The 22,420-nt window shown below is 37.4% G+C and carries 24 protein-coding genes and 1 tRNA gene; 9 read left to right on the forward strand and 16 right to left on the reverse strand.

The features are described 5' to 3' along the window. Window positions 1-14: 14 nt before the first annotated feature. The 10 genes from IWB64_RS07770 to IWB64_RS07815 form a co-directional block, all read right to left on the reverse strand. Complete coding sequence (locus IWB64_RS07770) at window positions 15-401, reverse strand: VOC family protein (protein ID WP_194533471.1); 387 nt, start codon at window positions 399-401, stop codon at window positions 15-17. 54 nt (window positions 402-455) lie between these two features. Continuing rightward, window positions 456-920: a DUF1801 domain-containing protein gene (locus IWB64_RS07775; RefSeq protein ID WP_194533472.1), complete on the reverse strand. Its 465-nt coding sequence runs from the start codon at window positions 918-920 to the stop codon at window positions 456-458. A gap of 2 nt (window positions 921-922) precedes the next feature. After that, a complete protein-coding gene (locus tag IWB64_RS07780) occupies window positions 923-1,294 on the reverse strand; it encodes a VOC family protein (RefSeq protein ID WP_194533473.1) in 372 nt (123 codons plus the stop codon). An 84-nt stretch (window positions 1,295-1,378) separates the two neighbouring features. Continuing rightward, window positions 1,379-2,341, reverse strand: coding sequence for a 2-hydroxyacid dehydrogenase (locus tag IWB64_RS07785; RefSeq protein WP_194533474.1), 963 nt, complete (start codon window positions 2,339-2,341; stop codon window positions 1,379-1,381). A gap of 9 nt (window positions 2,342-2,350) precedes the next feature. Then, window positions 2,351-2,716 (reverse strand): cupin domain-containing protein, encoded by a 366-nt coding sequence (locus tag IWB64_RS07790; RefSeq protein WP_194533475.1) that lies wholly within the window; start codon window positions 2,714-2,716, stop codon window positions 2,351-2,353. Between the two features lie 35 nt (window positions 2,717-2,751). Then, window positions 2,752-4,104, reverse strand: coding sequence for a magnesium transporter (mgtE, locus tag IWB64_RS07795; RefSeq protein WP_194533476.1), 1,353 nt, complete (start codon window positions 4,102-4,104; stop codon window positions 2,752-2,754). A 170-nt stretch (window positions 4,105-4,274) separates the two neighbouring features. Continuing rightward, window positions 4,275-5,138, reverse strand: a complete 864-nt coding sequence (rsmA, locus tag IWB64_RS07800) for a 16S rRNA (adenine(1518)-N(6)/adenine(1519)-N(6))-dimethyltransferase RsmA (RefSeq protein WP_194533477.1) — start codon at window positions 5,136-5,138, stop codon at window positions 4,275-4,277. Between the two features lie 9 nt (window positions 5,139-5,147). Beyond that, window positions 5,148-5,450, reverse strand: coding sequence for a gamma-glutamylcyclotransferase family protein (locus IWB64_RS07805; RefSeq protein ID WP_194533478.1), 303 nt, complete (start codon window positions 5,448-5,450; stop codon window positions 5,148-5,150). Window positions 5,451-5,455: 5 nt separating this feature from the next. Next, window positions 5,456-5,767, reverse strand: coding sequence for a DUF4286 family protein (locus IWB64_RS07810; RefSeq protein ID WP_194533479.1), 312 nt, complete (start codon window positions 5,765-5,767; stop codon window positions 5,456-5,458). A gap of 26 nt (window positions 5,768-5,793) precedes the next feature. Beyond that, window positions 5,794-7,578, reverse strand: a complete 1,785-nt coding sequence (locus IWB64_RS07815; protein ID WP_194533480.1) for a tetratricopeptide repeat protein — start codon at window positions 7,576-7,578, stop codon at window positions 5,794-5,796. A 204-nt stretch (window positions 7,579-7,782) separates the two neighbouring features. On the opposite strand from IWB64_RS07815, the gene IWB64_RS07820 reads away from it, so the two are divergent. After that, complete coding sequence (locus IWB64_RS07820) at window positions 7,783-8,094, forward strand: hypothetical protein (protein ID WP_194533481.1); 312 nt, start codon at window positions 7,783-7,785, stop codon at window positions 8,092-8,094. 59 nt (window positions 8,095-8,153) lie between these two features. Here the strand turns inward: IWB64_RS07820 and serS are convergent, their stop codons facing one another. After that, complete coding sequence (serS, locus tag IWB64_RS07825) at window positions 8,154-9,425, reverse strand: serine--tRNA ligase (protein WP_194533482.1); 1,272 nt, start codon at window positions 9,423-9,425, stop codon at window positions 8,154-8,156. A gap of 79 nt (window positions 9,426-9,504) precedes the next feature. Here serS and IWB64_RS07830 point away from each other — a divergent pair, with 79 nt between their 5' ends. Beyond that, a complete protein-coding gene (locus tag IWB64_RS07830; protein WP_194533483.1) occupies window positions 9,505-9,885 on the forward strand; it encodes a VOC family protein in 381 nt (126 codons plus the stop codon). On the opposite strand, the gene IWB64_RS07835 is transcribed toward IWB64_RS07830, so the two are convergent. Then, the gene (locus IWB64_RS07835) at window positions 9,882-11,213 is read right to left on the reverse strand and encodes an HTTM domain-containing protein (RefSeq protein ID WP_194533484.1); all 1,332 of its coding nucleotides are present in this window, start codon (window positions 11,211-11,213) and stop codon (window positions 9,882-9,884) included. The two genes, IWB64_RS07830 and IWB64_RS07835, sit on opposite strands and share 4 nt — an antisense overlap. Next, complete coding sequence (locus IWB64_RS07840) at window positions 11,214-12,140, reverse strand: bifunctional riboflavin kinase/FAD synthetase (protein WP_194533485.1); 927 nt, start codon at window positions 12,138-12,140, stop codon at window positions 11,214-11,216. Between the two features lie 53 nt (window positions 12,141-12,193). On the opposite strand from IWB64_RS07840, the gene IWB64_RS07845 reads away from it, so the two are divergent. Both IWB64_RS07845 and IWB64_RS07850 read left to right on the forward strand, forming a co-directional pair. After that, the gene (locus IWB64_RS07845; protein ID WP_194533486.1) at window positions 12,194-16,003 is read left to right on the forward strand and encodes a reprolysin-like metallopeptidase; all 3,810 of its coding nucleotides are present in this window, start codon (window positions 12,194-12,196) and stop codon (window positions 16,001-16,003) included. Further along, window positions 16,000-16,680, forward strand: coding sequence for a hypothetical protein (locus tag IWB64_RS07850; RefSeq protein WP_194533487.1), 681 nt, complete (start codon window positions 16,000-16,002; stop codon window positions 16,678-16,680). Before IWB64_RS07845 ends, IWB64_RS07850 begins: the two co-directional genes overlap by 4 nt. On the opposite strand, the gene pth is transcribed toward IWB64_RS07850, so the two are convergent. The 3 genes from pth to IWB64_RS07865 form a co-directional block, all read right to left on the reverse strand. Continuing rightward, entirely contained in the window at window positions 16,667-17,296 is a 630-nt protein-coding gene (pth, locus tag IWB64_RS07855) for an aminoacyl-tRNA hydrolase (protein ID WP_194533488.1), read from the reverse strand. The two genes, IWB64_RS07850 and pth, sit on opposite strands and share 14 nt — an antisense overlap. A 134-nt stretch (window positions 17,297-17,430) precedes the next feature. Continuing rightward, window positions 17,431-18,069 (reverse strand): 50S ribosomal protein L25/general stress protein Ctc, encoded by a 639-nt coding sequence (locus IWB64_RS07860; RefSeq protein WP_194533489.1) that lies wholly within the window; start codon window positions 18,067-18,069, stop codon window positions 17,431-17,433. Window positions 18,070-18,120: 51 nt separating this feature from the next. Beyond that, window positions 18,121-19,062 (reverse strand): ribose-phosphate pyrophosphokinase, encoded by a 942-nt coding sequence (locus IWB64_RS07865; RefSeq protein ID WP_194533490.1) that lies wholly within the window; start codon window positions 19,060-19,062, stop codon window positions 18,121-18,123. Between the two features lie 147 nt (window positions 19,063-19,209). On the opposite strand from IWB64_RS07865, the gene IWB64_RS07870 reads away from it, so the two are divergent. From IWB64_RS07870 to IWB64_RS07890, 5 genes are all read left to right on the forward strand, one after another. Then, window positions 19,210-19,290: transfer RNA gene (locus IWB64_RS07870), tRNA-Leu, on the forward strand. Window positions 19,291-19,472: 182 nt separating this feature from the next. After that, window positions 19,473-20,036, forward strand: coding sequence for a TetR/AcrR family transcriptional regulator (locus IWB64_RS07875; RefSeq protein WP_194533491.1), 564 nt, complete (start codon window positions 19,473-19,475; stop codon window positions 20,034-20,036). Window positions 20,037-20,097: 61 nt separating this feature from the next. Then, complete coding sequence (locus IWB64_RS07880) at window positions 20,098-21,051, forward strand: alpha/beta fold hydrolase (RefSeq protein ID WP_194533492.1); 954 nt, start codon at window positions 20,098-20,100, stop codon at window positions 21,049-21,051. 125 nt (window positions 21,052-21,176) lie between these two features. After that, the gene (locus IWB64_RS07885) at window positions 21,177-21,956 is read left to right on the forward strand and encodes a HipA family kinase (protein ID WP_194533493.1); all 780 of its coding nucleotides are present in this window, start codon (window positions 21,177-21,179) and stop codon (window positions 21,954-21,956) included. Then, a complete protein-coding gene (locus tag IWB64_RS07890) occupies window positions 21,946-22,329 on the forward strand; it encodes a DUF3037 domain-containing protein (RefSeq protein WP_194533494.1) in 384 nt (127 codons plus the stop codon). The genes IWB64_RS07885 and IWB64_RS07890 overlap by 11 nt, the downstream gene beginning before the upstream one ends. The last annotated feature ends 91 nt before the right edge of the window (window positions 22,330-22,420 follow it).

Consider the following 22,420-nt stretch of genomic DNA (forward strand, 5'->3'; position numbering starts at 1 on the left):
TGTAACTAGTTTTTTTATAAAAACGCCTTGTCTTTAGGTTCCCATAGTTCTAGCTTATTTCCTTCTGGGTCTAAAATCCATCCGAATTTACCGTAATCATATTCTTCTATTTCGCCAACTACGGTAACTCCCTCTTGTTTCAAAATCTCGAGCAATTCTACCAAATTCTCGACCCTAAAATTCATCATGAACTGCTTTTTACTGGGTTCATAATAGGTGGTGTCCTCATTCATTGGGCTCCATTGTGTTGAGCAATCGTTGCCTTCTTTATCTTTCCACCAAAAAGTACATCCGTATTGGTCTGTATTGAGGCCTAGATGCTCTTTATACCATGTTTTTATTTGATCGGGATTTTTGCTCTTGAAAAAGAAACCTCCTAAGCCTGTTACTCTATTTTTCATATCGGCAGTAATTTTTGGTTTGATAGGTCTTTAAAGTTATGAAGTTGTAAAGAATTATTTATTGCTAGGCCTTGTATTTCTCTCGTATGATGCAATCCAATCCTGTGCGGTCATTTTTTGACAAAGTTTGGCAATTAGTTCGTATGGTATGTCATTCATATATTTAAAACGGATGCAGCTTTTGCCCATGTCCAGTTTTCTTTTGCAATGCTTTGGGTATTCGGCAACAAACCAGTTGTTCAATTTTGAATCCGCATATATACCAGAATGATATAGTGCTACAAAGTTTTTTTGTGAAGCCAAATTTATAAACGGAAGTGGAAGTTTTGGGTCGCAATGATAGCCGTTTGGGTATACAGAATGTGGAACAACATAACCCAACATACCGTAGCTTATTTGTTCCTCAAACCCCTTTGGTATATTTTTTAATATTGTATTTCTCAGTAAGGAGATAACTTCTTGCCGTTCTGGTGGAAGTTGAGCAATATAATCTTGCGGTGAATCTGCTTTGTAGTTCATGCTCAAACATGTTGATCAATAAGGATAGGATTACCATCCGGGTCTAAGATCATACATCTTCCAGGACCTGCTGTGCTTTCATCTACCTCGGCTTCTAAGTGAATTCCTTTTGCCTTAAAATGTTTTTGAAGTTTACGGACATCATCAAAAGAATCTTGTGTTTCCGCATTTGAGTTCCACCCTGGATTAAAGGTTAGAATATTTTTGTCGAACATACCTTGAAAAATACCTATGGTAGCGTTGCCATTTTTCAGGATTAACCAATTTTGCGTAATATCCCCTGCAAATACAGAGAAGCCCAAAGTTTCATAAAACTGTTTGGATGCTTGAATGTCATGGACATTCAAGCTCACAGAAAAGTTACCTAATTGCATCGTTTTTGATTTTTAGATGAATAAACTATACGCCTCATAATCCGGTGGGGGAGGTATATGCAATTTGGACTATGGTCTTCTAAGTTAGCAAAATTTTTCTTTTACCTTATCTACTACGGTTTGTGCCAGTTTTTCAAGACTTTCTACAGTCCATCCAGCTACATGTGGTGTGAGCAATACATTTTCTGCTTGAATTAAGTATTGAAAAGCTTCGGGCATTTTACTTAAGTCCGGAGTGCCGCTAGCAGTTGTGCCGAACATATTTTCAAAAGAAGTTTTTTCATATTCTAATACATCTAGGCCTGCGCCTAAAACCTTACCTGATTTTAGTCCTGATACTAAATCTTCAGTAATAACTGCCTTGCCTCTTGCTGTATTCAATAGCCAAAATGGATTATGAAATTTCTCTATAAACTCAGCGTTTACCATGCCAATGGTAAGTTCAGTTTGAGGAATATGTAAGCTTAATACATCTGTACGTTGGTGCAATTCCATAATACCTACTTGGCGTGCATTTTCATCACCTACACCACCTTGAATGTCATAACAAATTACCTCTATATCAAAACCACGCAGTTTTTTTGCAAAAGCTTTACCCATATTGCCATAACCAACAATTCCAACGGTTTTGCCGTCTAGTTCAATACCACGGTTACCTTCACGGTCCCATTTACCCGTGCGAACTTCCCTATCGGCTTTTTGTAGTTTATTGAAAAGTGATAGTAGCATACCCAAAGTATGCTCTCCAACAGCGTTTCTATTACCTTCCGGAGCGGCCGCCAAGAATATGTCATTGGCTTCAGCATGAAGAGCATCAATATTTTCTAACCCAGCACCTAGTCTTCCTATAAATTTGAGTTTGGAAGCCTTGTTTAAAAATTCACTATCAATGCTAAAACGGCTACGAATGATAAGTCCGTCATATTCATGAATTTTAGCTTCAATTTCTGCTTTTGAAGAAACATAGTCTTCATCGTTCTGAAAACCTAATTCATTAAACTGTTCTATTAGTAGGGGATGGTTAACATCCACATGTAAAATTTTCATAATATAAATTTAGATTTTCGGGTAATTGTTCTGTGTAATCTCATGTTCTATATTTCCGGTATGAGCTGTATTCAGTTTTTCGAACAGTAAAACAAGGACTTCTTCTCCTTCTTTTGTTGAAGGGCAGTGCTCAACTCCCTTTGGAACAACAATAATTTCACCTTCATTAACAACTTCTGTACGGTCTCGAAATTTCATATACAGCACACCTTTTAGTACTTGAAAAAGCTCATCTTCATTTTCGTGTGCATGCCATATAAATTCGCCCTCAATTTTAGCTAGAAGAACTTGCATATCATCTACAACTGCAATCTGATGTGGATGCCATTGTTTACTAAAAAGAGTGTGCTTCTGTGCCAGATTGATAGCTTTCATCAGTTCAAAATTTGTGAGCTGAAAGATATCAATTTTTAGATGCCCAATACCATTTTAGCGATAGAGAAGTAGATAAGAATGCCAAAAATATCATTGCTGGTCGTAATAAAAGGGCCAGTGGCTATAGCAGGATCAATTCCTCTCTTATGTAAAAACAGGGGGATAAAAGTACCAATAAAACCGGCTACTAAAATAACAGCAATTAAGGACAAACAGATAGATAATGATGTAAGAAAGTCACCTTTCCAGAGCCAAGTAAAAAGTAATAGAATGGTAGCCAAGATGGTGCCGTTAAGAAGTGCTAACAGTAATTCTTTCATCAAACGGTTGGTTACACTGCCTTTTAGGTCATCGTTAGCCAGACCTTGCACTACAATGGCGCTAGATTGTACGCCTACGTTACCTGCCATAGCCGCAATTAATGGGGTAAAGAAAAACAATACGGCGTGTTGCTTTATCATTTCTTCAAAACCGCCCATGATACCAGCTGCCCCAATACCACCTACTAGGCCTAAAAATAGCCATGGAAGGCGTGCTCGGGTAAGGTCCCAGATGCTATCATCTGCTTCAACATCTTGTGAGATACCGGCGGCCATTTGATAATCTTTCTCCGCTTCCTCACGAATAACGTCTACAATATCATCAATAGTAATACGGCCAACCAAACGGCCTATTTCATCAACAACGGGAATAGCTTCCAAATCATATTTTGACATGATTTTAGCTACTTCCTCAGGTTTTTCGTTGACGTTTACATAATCAACTTTTGGTATATAAACTTCACTAATATGGGTGCGTGTAGAGGTTGTCAATAAATCTTTTAAAGACAGACGGCCTTTTAATTTGTCATTATCATCTACTACGTAAATGGAATGTACTCTAGTAACATTTTCTGCCTGAGCGCGCATTTCTTTTACGCATTTAAGTACGTCCCAGTTTTCTCTAACCTTTACTAATTCCTTTGCCATAAGACCACCGGCAGAATTCTCGTCATATCGTAAAAGGTCTACAATATGTTTGGCGTGATCACGGTCTTCAATTTCAGAAATAACCTCTTGGATAATCTCATTGGGAAGCTCTCCAATAATATCTGCGGCATCATCCGTATCTAATTCGTCTAGTTCTTCCGCAATCTCTTTGGCCGATAGATTGCTTAAAATAGATTCACGTACATCTTCATCTAGCTCCGTAAGAACGTCCGAAGTTTTATCACTTTCAAGAAGTTTAATGAGATAGGTGGCTTCGTCTTCGTTTAGCTCATCAATGATATCAGCAATATCAGCATAATGAATATCTTCCAAAAGGCTTACCAAATTGGTATCCCCTCGGGATTCAATAAGCTGCTCTATTTCAGCTAGAAGTTCATCTGTGAGTTTAAACGGTGTCATTTTATGCTATCATATAAAACGGTTATGACGAAACTGCGGCAAAGCTAAAGAAAAAGGCTTAAAGCTTTATGCTCTTTACGATTTCTTAGTACGCTTTATCCATGAAATCCACTTTACTGGACGGTAAAAATTTTAAATATATGCTGTTAAAGGGGTTTTAGTAGAAATTTCTAGCTCAAATCTGAGGCTATTTTTTTAGTCAATTCAATAAAATCAGCTACGCTGAGTTGTTCAGGACGTTTATTAAATATGATATCTTCTCTAAGTTCCGGTGAAAGGTCAAATGTTTTTAAGCTGTTGCGGATGGTCTTTCTGCGCTGGTTGAAAGCGGCTTTTACAACTCTAAAGAGCAGTTTTTCATCGCAGTCTAGTGTGAAGTCTTTTTTACGGACCAAACGCAGCACACCGGATTGTACTTTTGGTGGTGGATCAAATACTTCGGGAGACACCGTAAATAAATATTCTGCGTCATAATAGGCTTGTACCAATACAGATAAAATACCGTACGTTTTATTTCCTTCTCCTTCGCAAATACGCTTTGCGACTTCCATTTGAAACATACCTGAAAACTCGGGCACTTGTTCCTTGATTTCCAACATTTTAAAAACGATTTGGGTAGATATGTTGTATGGGAAATTGCCGGTTATAGCAAATTGTTCATCACCAAAAAGAGTGGATATGTCATACTTTAAAAAATCTCCTTCTATTACTTGAAGGGTACTTTTGCCAGACATTACTTCTACGTGTTCTAACGGAAAATTGTTGTTGAGGTAAACTATGGAGTCCGTATCAAGATCCATAGCTACGAGCTTCATATCTTGTTTAAGTAGATATTTTGTAAGCACACCGGTACCAGGGCCTATTTCTACTACATTTCTATAACCGTCCAAAGAAAGGGTGTTCGCAATTTTTTCGGCAATTTCCTCATCCTTTAAAAAGTGCTGTCCTAAATGTTTTTTGGCTTTTACGGGGCTATCCTCTTTCCAAGGTCTTGCAAATTTATTTCCGTAACTTTTTTTCTTTTTCTCGACCATATATTTCTTTTAAGCCTTTACATAAACCCAAGCACTTTTACCTGATTTTAAACCGACTTTTATTCTCTTGTATGCTTTGCCTTCGTACAAATCTACTTTTATTAACTCACTCTTGTGCAGTTCGTAGACAATGCCTTCAGTTTTACTTTCTTTTTTGTTGGTTTTTTCAATAACGAGGTATCTACCCATTATTTTTTCTGAGGAAATTTGATATCCGTTTAGAACATCATGAATTCCCGCCAACGTACGTCCAAAAACCTGTTTTTGTATAGAAATGTTCTGAAGGGTGCCGTAGGTAAAAAGGTAGTGCATCTTGCTTAATGCTCGCTTACAATCTCCATTTCTGTTCTGAACGAGACAAATTTGTTCGGAAACCGTTTGTGTGCCTCTTCGCGTAGCCTTGGTGCGTCTTCAGTATAATAGCTTTCCAGAACCTCTTTGCTTAATGTTGTGAACTGTACCGAATAACTTACGCCGCCCATATCTTCTTCTATCAAGATTTTACTCATTTTGGCATTCAAAAATTTTCCGGTAGCAAGCACGTCTGGAATATGAACTTCCCGCATCCATATTAACCATTCATCATGAGCGGATTCTTCAATATTTGTTGTTATGTTGTATATATACATGTTGCTGGTCTTTTGGTTCAACTTTATTAATTCAGGGCATCACCTCGTAAGATTCTAAAATTCTTTCGGGCTTGTGGAAAATAATAACTGTCTTGATAGTTGTAAATTATTTTCTCGTAATGTGATTTGGCTTTTTCGGGCTGGATCATTTTGTTTCTATAGAGCTCGGCAAGTGCAAAATGAGCATCATCGGCCAATATTCCATTGGCATAAAACTCGGTTATTTTTTGATAGTTGTATTCTGCAGCTTCGTAATCATTAGTAAGTTCAAAAAGCTGACCTTGTTTTAAAAGGGCTTCGTCTTCTATTTTTTCGCCTTTGTGATTTTGAAGAATATCATCAAGCTCTGTTATGGCCTCTTTTGTTTTATTTTGATAGGCCAAGAGATCTGCTCGGGCGTATTTTTTTAGTGCTGTTTGGGTAGAATCTTCCAATGAATTATCTGATATTAACAAGCTTAATTGCATGGCATCATTGGCAATAAGCTGGGAGGTTGAGCTACGTAAAACTTTTAACTGTGTGAGCGCCCAATCAAAATCACCTTTGTAGAAACTGGTCTGCGCCACTTTATACCGTGCATTTTGCCCTAAGACATCATTTTTTAGATTTTGTTGTATTTGCGAGAAATAGATGAGTGCTTCATTAAACCGTTTGTCATAGACTAAGATATCTCCTAATGCCAATTTTACAAAAGCTTTGCCGCGCTCATTTAACGGAAGCTCTAAACTTTGCTTTAGAATTTGAATAGCCTTTTCAGGATTTTCGTTTTTGAACGCTAAAAAATTGGAGTAGGCCACTTGCAATTGTAATGTTTGTGACCTGAATCCATGTATATCAATCAGCTCTTCAAATTGTTTTTGTACGTCCTGTAGGTCTTTTTCCGTAGGTTCTAAAAGCTGAATATCTATTAGGTTTAATTGAGCATTTAGCTTAGTCACGGCATCGCCACTATTGTCTGCTATATATTGATAAATATCTTGAGCGGTTTCGGTCTCTTTTTCAACAAAGGCTAAATTTCCAAGAGTGTTCAAGCGTTGTGTATTGGCTCCCTCAACACGCTTGTAGATAGCCTTTTCTTGTCTAAAGGCACTACCATATTGCTTCTGTTGCACAAAAAGCCAGCTTAGAAGCTCGTTCCAAAGAATTTCAGGATTCTTTTGTGCATTTTGTAATAGTAATTTTTTTAGTTTGATATTATTATCGTTCTCCGGATCGGCAGTAATAAACTCATCAATATTCCGGAGGACTTTAGATTTTGATGTTTTGCCTTCACTAATGAGTGTCAAGTAAGAAACATACATCTTCTCAATATTACCTTGCTCACCATAAATGCGGGCCATTTGGTAATTGAAATCCAGTTGAGGATTCAGTTCCATTGCTTTGGTGTAAGCTGTTAAGGCTTCGTCCAACAGGGCATAGTTTTGGAAACGAGAACCAATACCATAGCCATAATTGGGGTTTTTTTCAATTTGAGAAATTGCTTTTTGGTAATATTCTTGCGCTTTTTCCAGTTGGTTCTGTAACCTGTAATTATACCCCATTTCTATGAGAAGCGTAGGGTAAACATTGGTGTCCTTAATTTTTTCTAACAGTAAATTTTCTGCATCCGTATAACGCTCCAATTGCTGATAAGTAGCCGTAAGGGCTTCTGTATAATCTGTTCTACGTGGATTTTTATCTACTAATTTTTCATAATAAACTACAGCTTTTTCAAAATCACCGTCGTTGAAGTACTGTTTTGCCAAGAAGTCGTCCTGGGCCACAGTAGAAAATGTAATCAGAAGAATGGCGATATTAAGGAAAACCTTCATACTTGAAATTTAACAAATTTACGGCAGCTCCGGAAAAGAATCTGTTAAGGGGACTATAATTTGGGGATAAATGGACTTCAGAACACATTTGTTTCATTTTATACAGAATTGTAAACCGTTCGTACAATATCATATTTAGTCTTGATTTACGTGTAATACATTTATAATCAGATTTTTAATTGTTTAATTTAAATACATATAAAGATGGCAACGTTTATAAAAAACTGTGAGCGCTATGCGGCGTTTCTTTATCCGAATGGAGACAATTCGGGTAGAATTAATTTGTATTGTGCAGATGGATATAGGTTATATCTGATTTTTAGGGATGGAACCCTTGCTGAGAACACTTATAATGAAGGTATAAAAACAGGAGTGGGTAATCAGCCTATAGATAGGTATAGTGATTTTTTAGATTTGGTTAGAAATGAAAAACCAATTCGCGTAACATTCAATACTACCAATAAAAGCTATGTGGTATATGCTTCAGGAGAAGAAGTAGGTGAAGGAGAGATGTAAATTGTAAATCGGCCAGAGCATTTCTGCTTCCGGCCGATTTTATTTTCTTGAGCTTGTGTTTAATCTATGCGGTCAAATCCACAATAAGGTCTCAATACCTCGGGAATCTCAATACCATCGGCAGTTTGGTAATTTTCTAAGATGCCTGCTAAAACTCGTGGTAAAGCCAAAGAGCTTCCGTTTAGCGTGTGTGCCAATTGACTCTTTCCGTTTTCATCTTTGTAGCGGAGTTTTAATCTGTTGGCTTGGTATGTTTCAAAATTTGATACAGAACTAATTTCCAACCATCGGTCTTGTGCCGTAGAAAACACTTCAAAATCAAAAGTGATTGCAGCGGTAAAACCTAAGTCGCCTCCACAAAGTCTAAGGATGCGGTAAGGCAGTTTTAGCTCTCTAAGGATATTTTTTACATGTTCTACCATGCCGTCTAAAGCTTTATATGAATTAGCAGGATTTTCTACGCGTACTATTTCAACTTTATCAAACTGGTGCAAACGGTTTAGGCCACGTACATGAGCTCCGTAGCTGCCAGCCTCCCTTCTAAAACAAGGTGTGTAAGCTGTGTAGCGAATAGGAAAATCACTTTCAGCTACTATGGTGTCACGAAAAATGTTGGTTACAGGTACTTCTGCCGTAGGAATAAGATATAAATCATCTTCGCCTACGTGATACATCTGTCCTTCTTTGTCCGGCAATTGTCCTGTTCCAAAACCAGATGCTTCGTTTACCAAATGCGGAACTTGCATTTCTGTATAACCGGCTTCTGTATTTTTATCCAAAAAATAAGAAATTAGAGCGCGTTGCAAACGAGCACCTTTTCCTTTGTAAACAGGAAAACCCGCACCGGCAATTTTTACACCTAATTCAAAATCTATGATGTCATATTTTTTTGCCAATTCCCAGTGAGGAAGGGCATCTGTAATTAAAGTAGGAATTTCACCTTCTTTAAATATCTCTTCATTATCCTCATCAGTACTACCTGCAGGTACTGATTCGTGCGGTACGTTAGGTATCTGGTAAAGGATTTTTTGAAGGTCTTCGGAAATAGTGTTGAGTTCTTCACCCAGCTTTTTTGAATCTTCCTTTAAAGTTCCCGTTTTCTCCTTTAGCACATTGGCTTCTTGAGCTTTTCCACTTTTATAGAGCATTCCTATTTCTTTGGAAAGCTTATTGCTTTCCGCTAAGATTTCGTCCAAGGAAGTTTGAGTTGAACGTCTTTTTTCATCCAATTCCAATACTTCATTAATTAAGGGTGCGGCATCTATATTTCGCTTTTTTAGTGCGTTTATGATGTCGTCTTTTTTGTCTCGAACGACCTGTAGCTGTAACATTACTCTTAAATTTAGTCTGCAAATTTAAACTAATGATTAAAAACCAATACATTTACTACTGTTATAATCTTATTATTTTATGGTTTTTGAACATTTTGCACTGAACGTTGCGGATATAAAGAAAAGAGTGGACTGGTTTGTGACCCATTTGGGTCTTAAAGTAGTAGTTGCCAAAGAAAAGGCGCCTTTCATGACTTTTTTGGCAGATTCTACAGATAGGGTAATAATGGAGTTATATCAAAAAGAGGAAGAGCCTTTAAGTAATTTTAAGGAACGCCAGCCTGCAACTTTTCATATAGCTTTTGTTTCTGATGATGCGGAGGCCGATAAACAAAGACTTATGACAGAAGGGGCCACGTTTGTGGAAGAGGTGAAAAGAGAAGACGGCACGCATTTGGTCATGCTTCGTGATCCATGGGGAATGCCATTACAACTTTGCGAACGGCCAATAAAATTCTAAGGGTTTTTTTCTTCTGTAGGGGAAGGGAATATCCATTCATTATGCCAAAAGTAATTCCATTTTACACTGGCTAAATCTACTTTTGGATCTATAAATGGGCGGTAAGGTTTTCCGTTTATGCTAACTTTAGAGTTCTTTGCATATACCTCTATATACTGGCCTTTTTCAGCATATTCCTTTTTGAGCCTTTGTGCGAATTGCCAAATAAAATCTGGGTAACCTGCTATTCTTCTTCGTTGCTTTCTGGATAGGTATTCTTTGGTCTTGATTATAGTCGTTTCACCATTTTCTGTGTTCACTACCTGAAATTTCAGCTTTCCCGTACGGCTACGTAACATCATTCGCCAACTAAGTCTGTGGCCTTCTTCCGTCCATAGAACATCATCTTTAATAAAATGATGTCTGATAGGTAAAGTGAGTTGTATCAGAAAATACATACCTCCTAATATGTATAAAATATTTTTATATGATGGAATTTCAACATTTTGCAAAAGGAAGGGTTTTTTCTTTTTAAAAAAGATATGACGGATAGTTTTGGGCTCAAAAAAGAATACCGTGAATGCCAAGGATAAATAAGGAAATATCCCAATTTGAAATATAATGGAGTTGAATAAGTGAAAAAATATTGATGCGAAAAAAGCAATTTTCCGAGTGGGCTTCCAGAGTAGAGCGGGTACAATCAATAAATCAAATAGAATGCCGGAAATACCTATGATTCTATGAATAATCGGTTCTTGTAAAAGACCTCCAATAATGGGGTAGCCAGCTTTGCTGAGCATCAGAATGCGAATAATACCTAAGTCAAACCAATCTCCATAGAGCTTAGCAATAGATGCGTAGGTATAGACAATGAGGAGTTGAAAAATTATAATCCATTTTACATAAGCGAACATGCTGTCGCTCTTTATAGTTGGATTGTTCTTTACATCTAAGGAGTGGCTTTTTTGTGCTGGTAAAAAGCACATAATGAGCGAAATAAGTATTAAAAGATAATAATGATTGTTGTACGATGTTTTTTGCATCAGATACACACCTGTCCACATTAAGGAGAACGAAATTATAGCAAAGCGGTATTTATAACCAAGGGCTATTAGGATACCTAGTGTGCCCATTACAAAGAAATAATAGTACATACCAAATCCAGGTAATGGCTGAAGCCAGTCAAAACCAATAAAATTGAAAGTAAACTTAGGTTCAATGAGTGTTCTTCTGACCCATCCTGTTAAAATGGCGCCATAGCATTCTAGGGAAACAAGGATGCCAAAAAAAATACGGAAAATAATCAGTTGTGAATTATCGATTTTCGAAAATAAAAAACGATTCAGCATTTATTCTGAGATTAGAGCGAGCGAGGTTTGTTTGTCTTTTTCTAACTGTTTTTTTAGTGCCTCCACAGATTCAAATTTATGCTCGTCGCGTATACGATGTAAAATATCTATCTGTAGTTTCTGACCGTAAAGGTCTTGGTTAAAATCAAAAAAGTTGATTTCAATGGTCTTTTCTTTTCCGGCAACGGTAGGGTTATAGCCAATATTCATCATGCCGTAAATAGTACTTCCTGAGAGCTCGCTTTTTACAACGTAAACACCATTTTTAGGTATTAACTTATACGACTCTGCAATATATAGGTTTGCTGTAGGAAAACCAATTTGTCTGCCCAGGCCTTTTCCTTTTTGAATAGTGCCCGTAAGCATGTAATTGTAACCGAGGTAAGCATTTGCAGTGGCAATATCACCTTCTTGAAGGGCTTTACGGATTTTGGTAGAACTGACTGATACTTCATTTATTTCTTGAGCCGATATTTCTTCGACTTCAAAATTAAAGGTGCTACCAAAGGCTCTTAAATCTGTAATGTTGGCATTTCGGTTTCTGCCAAAACGATGGTCATAACCAATGATTATTTTTTTTGTTTGCAACTGGTTCACTAAGTTGTCTCTAACGAATTCAGTGGCTGAAAGTCGAGAAAATTCTTGCGTAAAAGGATGAATGATTAATTGATCCAATCCTAAACCTTCTAGAATTTTCGTCTTTTCTTCAATGGTACTTAGCAGTTTTATGTCCGCATCTTTTTGTAAAACCATACGCGGATGCGGAAAAAAGGTCAATACAGTAGATTTAAGATTTAGAGAAGTGGCATTATTAATCAAACGCTCCAGTATTTTGCGATGACCTATGTGAACACCATCAAAAGTGCCTATGGTAATGGCAGTCGGATGCCGTTTATCGTATTTGGAAATGCTTTGGACTGTTACCACCTGTTAAAAATAATAAAAAGACTTATATTTGATTTTGTTTCTAAACCCCCTTGATGGTTACAAAATTACGTCTTGTTTTTTCAATTACCATAGCATTTCTTTCCTTTTACGCCTCGGCACAGAGTGAATACTGGGAAAGCTCTTCCATGAATAAATCTTCTTACAAGAGAGTTTCGCAGGAATTGAGTGCAGAAGGTGGAAAAGTTTTTGCCTTACAGGAGAAACGTTTTAAGGAAGATTTAAAATCTTCAACTATCTCTAAAAGTACTTCAAGAATTGTCTATTTTCCAAATTCAAGCGGAAAAATGGTTGCATATAGCGTGAAAGAAACGCCTGTTTTGTCTGAAGCTCTTTCAAAAAAATACCCTGAAATAAAATCTTTTTCTGGTCAAGCCGTAAATAATAGAGAGAATCGTATAAGATTCAGTATTTCTCAGAAAGATGTGCAGGCCATGATTGTGTCCGCCAATAAAGATGAAAGTAGCTTTATAGAAAAGGTAGATGACGATAAATATATTGTATACTCTAGAAGTGCTAAGGCCGCAGATGAAGAAGATTTTATCTGTAGCACTCAAGAAAAGGTATTATCTGCTGGGGCTAACCTAACGGCCAAACCTCTTGACGGGCGTGTACTCCGGAAATATAGATTAGCAGTTTCTGCTACTGCTGAATATACTGAATATCATGGAGGTACGGTTGTAGATGCATTGGCAGCGATCAACGCCACTATAACCAGAATTAATGAGGTTTTTGAAACAGATTTAGCTGTTCGTCTTGAACTTGTTGCTGACACGGATAAAATTATTTATACCAATGCTGCTACAGACCCTTATAAAAGTTCTGATCCCAATCAAACCACGGTAAGTTTGAGTTTGTTAGGCGGCCAGGCCCAAGCTACACTCACTAGTGAGATAGGAGAAACAAATTACGATATTGGGCATGTTTTTCATAAAGGTGAAAACGGCGGTAATGCCGGTTTTATAGGTGCTGTCTGTGTGACCAATAGAAAAGGAAGTGCGTATTCTTCAAGTCAAGTTCCAAAGGGAGATAAATTCGATTTAGATTTTGTAGCTCACGAAATGGGGCATCAATTGGGGGCAAACCATACTTGGTCTTACGAGTTTGAGGGAACCTTAGTTCAGGTAGAACCTGGTAGCGGTTCTACTATTATGGGTTACGCAGGTATAACAGACGTAAATGATGTGGCTGCTAGAGGAGATGATTATTTTCATTACATCAGTATAAAACAAATTATAGAAAATCTAGAGACTAAAACTTGTGGAGAGGTAGTAGGTATTACAAATAATCCACCAGTAGTTACTGATTTAGAAGATTACGTCATTCCAAAATCTACTGCTTTTGTATTAGAAGGTATTGCTACCGACCCTGATGTAGGGGATGTTCTTACCTATACATGGGAGCAGATAGATAATGGTGTTGTTACCCAAGCCTCTTTTGGCCCCAATAATGCTAGCGGAGCAAATTTCAGGTCTAGACTACCAAGTTTAGCTCCTATAAGATATTTTCCAATGCTCTCACAAGTGGTTATAGGTAATTTAACCCAGACCTTTCCTACTAGAGGTTCTGCTTGGGAAACAGTGTCAGATGTTGAGAGAGATATGAATTTTGCATTCTCCGTAAGGGACAATGCACCGGGAGGAGGACAAGTAGTGTCGGAACTAACGAATATTGCCGTTGTTAATAGTGCAGGTCCTTTTCAGGTTACCTCACAAGCGGTTGCAGAAACTTATGTGGCCGGTGAAATAATGCAAATAGATTGGGATGTTGCAGGAACGGATATATTGCCTATTGCAACTAAAAATGTGGAAATTATACTTTCTGTTGATGGAGGTGTGACTTTTACGGTTCCCTTAGCTTCGGGAGTAGACAATGACGGGTCTCATAAAGTTGTGGTTCCAGGAGTTGCCGCTGAGAAGGCTCGCATTATGGTCAAGGCATCCGATAATGTCTATTATGCTGTAAATTCAACAGATTTTAGTATTGAAGCTTCACAGTTTGTGATGAATTTTTCAGAGCTAGAATATGAAGCATGTCATTTTGATGATCTTATTATTCCTTTTATTTACGAAGCGTATTTAGATTTTGACGAAGAGGTTGTTTTTACAGTGACAGATGCACCGGAAAATTTAGGAATTACTTTTATGCCAGATACCGTATCTGTGGATGGAACAAGAATAGATATGTTGCTGGAGAATACGGAAAATGTTATAGAAGGTGCTTATTCATTAAATGTTATGGCAGTTTCGCCAAGTGTTTCAAAGGAGATTACTATAGACTTAAAAATATATGATACAGATTTCCCTGCGGTTGAGTTGTTAGCACCAGCAGATAATTTAGTTGATGCTGCAACAACGGAGCTTTTACAATGGGAAGATGATATTTCTTATACTTCATATGAAGTACATATTGCTACTGATGATGCTTTTGCCAACTTAGTGGAATTAGCTACTGTTACAACAAATAGTTATGTGCCTACTGAACTGGGTAACCAGACCGACTATTACTGGCGTGTGAAACCTATAAATGTTTGTGGAGAAGGAGAATTCAGTATTATCCGTAAGTTTAGTACAATCCAAGTAGACTGTACTAATAAGCGTGCGAGAGACCTTCCTTTGGAAATTAGTGCCGCAGAGAGAACTACGGTAACTTCAAAAATAACCTTCTTTGAAGATTTGAAAGTAGACGGTATTAATGTGAAATTAAATATTGACCATGAATATCTAGAAGATTTAGTAATAACTCTTACATCGCCCAATAATACGGTAGTTCCGTTAATTTCCAGTTCATGTGGAGATCTTGAGAATATAGATGCAACTTTTGACGATGATGCCCCTAACTTTATGTGTGGTGCTACAGCTAACACTGCAATAAGTGGAACTGTAAAGCCGCTTGGTTCACTAAGTTCTTTTAACGGAGAATCTGTATTGGGAGAATGGACCTTAACAGTTATTGATAACGCCGCTAGAGATGGTGGTGTTATCAACGAATTCTCTTTGGATATTTGTGTAGAAGGCGAATTTAGGCCAGATGTTGATAATGATGGTGTTTTTGATGATGGAGATGACCTTTGTTTGAATACTCCTGAGGGTGCCGAAGTAGATTCATCTGGTTGTGAGGTGTACCGCTTTGCTGCTGATAATTTTGAAATTACTGTACAGAGTGAATCTTGTAGGAACAATGATGACGGCATAATAACCATAAGTACTTTGCTGCCTTTGGATTATACAATCTCTATCACAGGGAATAATACTGATGTTACCAATACATTTACCAATGTTTTCTCTCTTTCAAGTTTAACCTCTGGTGTATATACCCTGTGTGTAAACGCTTCTGGCGCTGAGGCTGATTATGAAGAATTCTGTGCGCAAGTAATCGTATCTCAGCCTGATCCTCTGGGCGTTACCTCTTCTATTTCTGCAGATGGAAAGCAGATTATTCTTTCTATGGAAGGAGCAGACGCGTATACAGTAGAACTAAATGGAAAAACCGTATTGACGGATAAGTCAGAGATAACATTAGACCTTCAATCGGGAGGTAATACATTACGTGTATCTACCGGGCTTTCATGTCAGGGTGTTCATGAAGATAGTTTCTTTGTGGGCAGTGATCCAATAGTGTTTCCTAACCCATTTGATACGTATACAAGAGTTGTGTTAGGGACATCTACTGAAAAAGTAAGAATTGATATCTTTACTATAAGTGGAGCCTTGGTGAAAACGGAAGAGGGCACACCTAGAGGCGGGGGAATAGATTTAGATTTCACGTCATTACAATCAGGTATTTATATTGTGAAAGTTAAAGGAGAAACCATTGAAGGAACGGTTAAAGTGATAAAACGATGAGAATACTAACTTTTATAGTATTGGGTTTGGTGCTCTTTTCGGGTTGTAAAAAAGACTCGTCAAATACGCCAGGAAAGGTAAGTTTGGTGGCTCCGGCTAAAAATTCTGAATGTACACCGGTACAAAGTGATGGAGATAATAGTAGCATTGTTCGGTTCAATTGGAATGCTGCCGATCATACCGAAGTTTATGAGTTACAAGTTACCAATTTGAATACAGGAACGGTTCAATACAGAAATACATCTGGCACTGTAGAAACGCTGTCATTGACCAAGGGTACACCATTTTCATGGGTAGTAGTGTCCGAGAATTCAGAAACAACAGCATCTGTTAGTAGTGATTCTTGGTTGTTCTACAATCCGGGATCCGAAATTAGTCATGTGCCTTTTCCCGCAGAATTAACTTTTCCGGTACAGGGTTCTACGGCTTTTAGAGATGTAAATAACGAAATAAGTTTAACGTGGGTCGGTAAAGATTTAGATAATGATATAGAAAGTTATGGAATATACCTTTCTAATGAAAATCCGCCTACAACATTATTGAAAACTACAGATGCAGGGGTGAGCGAGTTAATAGTAGAAGTGGCTACTGATGAAGTTTACTTTTGGAAAGTAGTAACTACTGATGAGGAAGGAAATATCTCTACCAGTACGGTTTCAGAATTTAAGACCCGTTAAATTGATTCATGGTTCGCGCAACACCGGCCAAAACAAAAGATTGAACCAGTTCAGTGGTTTTCTCGAAACGTTCTTTTAGCGCATCTCTTTCTGTTTCACTCCATTCACCTAACACATATTCAACCTGTCTTCCTTTGCCAAAATCTGCTCCTACACCAAATCTAAGGCGGTTGTAGTTTGTGGTCTGTAGAACGTTCTGAATGTCTTTAAGGCCATTATGGCCTCCATTGCTTCCTTTTGTTTTCAAACGCAGTGACCCAAACTCCAAGTTAATATCATCTGTAATTACTAGAACGTTTTCCAAAGGGATATTCTCTTTATCCATCCAATACTTTAATGCCTTGCCGCTGAGGTTCATGTAAGTAGACGGTTTTAAACAAAGTACACTTCGTCCTTTTATTTTGAAAACACCTATGTCACCTAATTTTACGGTCTCAAAAGAAAAATCCAATGCTTTCGCAAGGGCGTCTAAAACTTTAAACCCAATATTATGACGAGTTTCTGAATACTCATTACCTATATTTCCTAGACCAATGATCAGGTATTTTTTCATGTTATTGGTTTCTTCTAGAACACTTTTGTTCTTGTTGAAAATTGATTTTAGAAATTGAAACATAATGCGTTGTTTTTAGAATGTTTGTATTCTTTCGCACGATTATATTCTAAAATAAATGCATACTGCAATTTTGAGTTGTAAAAATACAAAAGCGCCCTAAATTAGGGCGCTTTTTATAAAACTTCAACTGAAATTTATTCTTGGCTTGCTTCGCCTTCAGCAACTGCTGCTTCTGCACCTTCTGCTCCTTCTTCTCCTTCGCCATCTTCGTCTTCATCAACGGCCACTGCTGTACGCTGAGTTTTAACTTGAACAACAACGGTTGTATCAGGGTGTAAGATGGAAAATTCATCTTTCAATAAAGACTCAACAGTAATGTTATCACCAATTTTTAATTTCGATATATCAACATCAAAATAATCTGGCAAATTGTCTGGAAGTGCTTTAATGGCAAGTTTTCTCTTTCTGAAAAGTAAACGACCACCAGCTCTAACACCAGGAGCGTTACCTTCTAAACGAACTGGAATGTTCATGGTAACTTCTTTGTCATCAAAAAGTTGATAGAAATCGATGTGCAAAATTTTATCAGTCACTGGGTGAAACTGAATGTCTTGCATAATCGCTCTTACCTTACCATGACCTAAGTCAACCTCTACGGTGTGTGCGGCTGGGGTGTAAACTAAATCTCTGAACGCTAACTCTTCTGCTGAAAAGTGTAATGGTTTCTCCCCTCCGTATACCACGCAAGGAACCTGTCCAGCATTACGTAGAGCTTTAGTTGCCTTTTTGCCCACGCTTTCTCTTTCTGATCCTTTAATTTTAATTGACTTCATTATATGATTTAAAAAATTAATACTCTTAACTGGGGTAGCCTGTTTAAGCGGCTACATTAAAAATTTTGATGCAATAGAAGTATTATGATGTACTCTGTGCATTACGTCTGCAAAAAGCTCCGCACAGCTCAATACTTTTACTTTGTTTGAATCTCTCTTGGAAGGAATAGAATCTGTAACGATTAATTCCATCAATTGTGATTTCTCTATTTTCTCATAAGCGTCACCGGATAAAAGGGCGTGTGTTGTAATAGCCCTTACACTCAAGGCACCTCTTTCCATCATTAAATCGGCAGCTTTTGTCAATGTTCCAGCGGTATCTACCATGTCATCTACTAAAACCACATTTTTACCCTGTACATCGCCAATTAGCTCCATATGCGATATTATGTTTGCCTTTGCCCGTTGTTTGTAACAGATAACCACATCACAGCCCAATGCTTTTGAATAGGCATAGGCTCTTTTAGAACCACCCATATCTGGTGATGCAATGGTAAGATTATCTAAATTTAATTTCTTTAGATAAGGCAAAAACATGGTAGATGCGAACAAATGATCAACAGGTTTTTCGAAAAAACCCTGTATCTGATCTGCATGCAAATCCATTGTAATTATTCTTGTTGCACCAGCTGCTTCAAGCATTTTTGCAATTAACTTAGCTGCAATTGGTACTCTAGGTTTGTCTTTTCTATCTTGTCTAGCCCAACCAAAATAAGGCATTACGGCCGTTATATGTCTTGCAGACGCCCGTTTGGCTGCATCTAGCATTAATAACATTTCCATTAAATGTTCTGAACTTGGGTTCGTAGAACCTATAATGAAAATACGAGCTCCTCGTACCGATTCTTCGAACGATGGTTGGAATTCACCATCACTGTATCTAGAGAAGAGTACGTTGCCTAATTCGGCACCGTAAAACTTGGCAATTTTTTTTGCCAACTCAGTACTCTGGGTACAGGCGAAAATTTTAGGTTCGGGAACTTGGTAAGCCATGGGTAACGTATTGTTAATTAGTTTATTGACAAGTCGTTTTGTTAGCGAGGTGCAAATTTAGAAATTTATTTGTGTTGCTAAAGGATAAATGTTGTTATTTTTTGTGTTTGGAACAAAAAAAATTTTACTTTTGCAGTCCGATTTAATGCTCGAGTGGCGGAACTGGTAGACGCGCTGGATTCAAAATCCAGTTCCTTTGGAGTGCGGGTTCGATTCCCGCCTCGAGTACAGAGTTAAAAAGAAAAAAGCTGAGACATATTCTCAGCTTTTTTTATGCCCAAAAATGTCACATTGGAAAGGGGAATGGAACTATATCATGATGCATGATAACAGGAATTAATTACAGTTGAAAGAATAAAAGTAATTTACCGAACGTTTGGTAATTAATAAATAATTATTACATTTGTTCTATGAGACCACAGAAAGTATTAGATAAAGATATTGTAGCAAACCTAGTTGACGTTTTTAGGTCTAAGGGTTATGACGGAGCAAGTCTTTCTGACCTCGCAGAAAAAACTGGTTTAAAAAAGGCTAGTCTGTATCATCGCTTTCCAGATGGAAAGCAAGGTATGGCCGTGGCTGTTATGAATCATCTTGGTAAAAGGGCGGAGAAAAAGGTTTTTAGTTCTTTGCGGGACGAAAGTATTTCTCCTGTTCAAAGATTAGCTAACGGATTGGATAACATTAGGTACATATATACTGGAGGGAAGGACGCATGTATTCTGAGGGCTTTCTCATTAGGCTCTGGTTTAGAATTGTTCGGAAAGCAAATTGAAAGTGGAATGATAGAATGGGTAGAGGCTTTCAAAAGTTTAGGTAAAGCTTTAGGATTGTCAGATACATTAGCGCAGCAATATGCGATAAAAACTTTATTGGAAATCCAAGGAAGTCTTGTTGTGACTAAAGGATTAAATGATTTGAGCATATTTGATCAAACATTAAAGGATATTGAATTAAGATATTTAAACAAATAAAAAAATTTACCAATCAATTTTACCGAACATTAGGTAATTAATGATTACTAATATTAAAACTATGAAAAATTTAATTTTATACGCTTTGACCATTGTCCCTCTATTCACATTTGGAGCAACATCACCTGATATAGAAATATCAAATGAAAATATGACAACTATTAAGTATCGAACCCTTGAGGTTAACGGAGTAAACATTGCATACAGAGAAGCAGGTGATCCTCAAAACCAGACTATAGTTTTGCTCCACGGTTTTCCAACTTCTTCCCATCAATATAGAAAGGTATTAAATCAATTATCGGACGAGTTTCATTTAGTAGCACCAGATTATCCAGGATTTGGTAATAGTGATTTTTCTGATGCAAGTGAATACGAATACACTTTTGATAATCTGGCAGCAACAATAGATGCTTTTCTAGAAAAAAAGAAAATCACCTCTTATGCATTAATGATTCAAGATTACGGAGCTCCTGTAGGATTTAGAATCGCAACAGCTCATCCGGAAAGGATTACAGCCATTATTAATCAAAATGGTAATGCCTATGAAGAAGGATTGGGAGCGGCTTGGAAGGAAACCAAATCTATGTGGGCGAATAGAAATAAGCAGACAGAAGAGGCTCTATTGCATGCTTTTTCTTTGGATGGCCTAAAGTGGCAATATACACATGGAACGAGAAACCCGGAAAATGTAAATCCCGATACTTGGAATTTGGATTATTTACGAATGTCTCGCCCCAATGCCCATGCTATGAATTTAAATTTATTCTATGACTATCGGAATAACATAAAATTGTATCCAAAATGGCAACAATATTTGAGGGATAATCAACCTCCGCTATTAATTGTTTGGGGAAAGAACGATGCTTTCTTTCCTGAAAGTGGTGCCATAGCCTTCAAAAAAGACGTAAAAAATATTGATTACAATATTTATGATACCGGTCATTTTGCCTTAGAGGAGGATGCGGATAAGATTATCCCAAAAATGAGAAGTTTTTTGAGGGAGATTAAAAAGTAGTTAGTTTTCAATATATAATAATAAAAGCCTATTAAAAAGGGGCTTTTTGCATTGTAAAATTACTTGATGAATAACTCTAAAAAAGTACTTGATAGTAAAATACAACTTTCACTACCTTAGCAATCATGAATGCAATTGAAATTAGAACTGTAGATGTGGTTCAGTACATAAAGCCTTTACGAGAAGGAGGTTCCCTTCCGGGTCTCGTAAAAGCGGATGATGAATTTCTGTATGTTATAAAGTTTAGAGGGGCAGGCCAAGGTAAGAAAGCTTTGATTGCAGAACTTATAGGTGCCGAACTTGCACGGGCTATGGGTCTTCAGGTGCCTGAAATCGTTTTTATGAATTTAGACGATAGTTTTAGTAAGACGGAACCTGACGAAGAAATTCAAGATTTACTGAAATTTAGTGTTGGTCTCAATCTTGGCTTGCATTTTCTGTCGGGATCAATTGTTTATGACCCGTTGGTTTCTATTGCAGACCCTTTTACGGCTTCAAAAGTAGTGCTTCTAGATAGTATGATAAGTAATATAGATCGTACAGCAAAGAATACCAACCTTCTCAATTGGCATAAAGAACTTTGGCTAATTGATCATGGGTCTAGTTTTTATTTCCACCATAATTGGGAAACTTGGCAAACGCATTTAGAAAGAACTTTTCCGGCTATTAAAGACCATGTGCTTTTGGAACGTGCTACTGAGTTGCCAAAGGCAGCAGCAGAAATAAGAGCGCAAATAGACGAAACTATTATTGCAGAAATAGTATCTAAAATACCCGAAGATTGGCTTTTAAGTGAATCAGAGCCATTATCCCCAAAAGAGATGCGTTCAGCTTATAAAGAATTTTTGAATACCCGGTTGGCAAAACTAGAGGTATTGGTTAAAGAAGCTCAGGATGCAAGATAGAGTTACTTATGAATTTGCCATTATTAGGCTTGTACCGAAGGTTGAGCGAGAAGAGTTTATAAACGTAGGTGCTATCGTATTCTCTAAAAGGAAAAAATATCTGCGCATGAGATTTATGATTGATAAGACACGGATAAAAGCATTCTCGCCTGAAATAGATGCTGAAGCTATTGAAGCGTATCTAAAAGCTTGGGAGTTGGTTTGTACAGGTGAACCAAAAAGTGGAGCTATTGGAAAGCTAGATTTGCCATCAAGGTTCCGTTGGCTTACAGCGTCTAGAAGTACAATTATACAAAGCTCAAAACCGCATCCGGGTCTCTGTTTTGACCCTCAGGAAGAATTGGATAGCCTCTTTGAAAAACATGTGCTTTAAGTTATATTCTATGTGAATTTTTTTCTTCTTTGCTTCATTAATATAGAAATAAATTAGTCTCTTATTTTGGAGCGGTCCCCATGTCTTGTTA

Origin of the sequence: Zobellia nedashkovskayae (assembly GCF_015330125.1) — a bacterium.
GTDB classification, from domain to species: domain Bacteria; phylum Bacteroidota; class Bacteroidia; order Flavobacteriales; family Flavobacteriaceae; genus Zobellia; species Zobellia nedashkovskayae.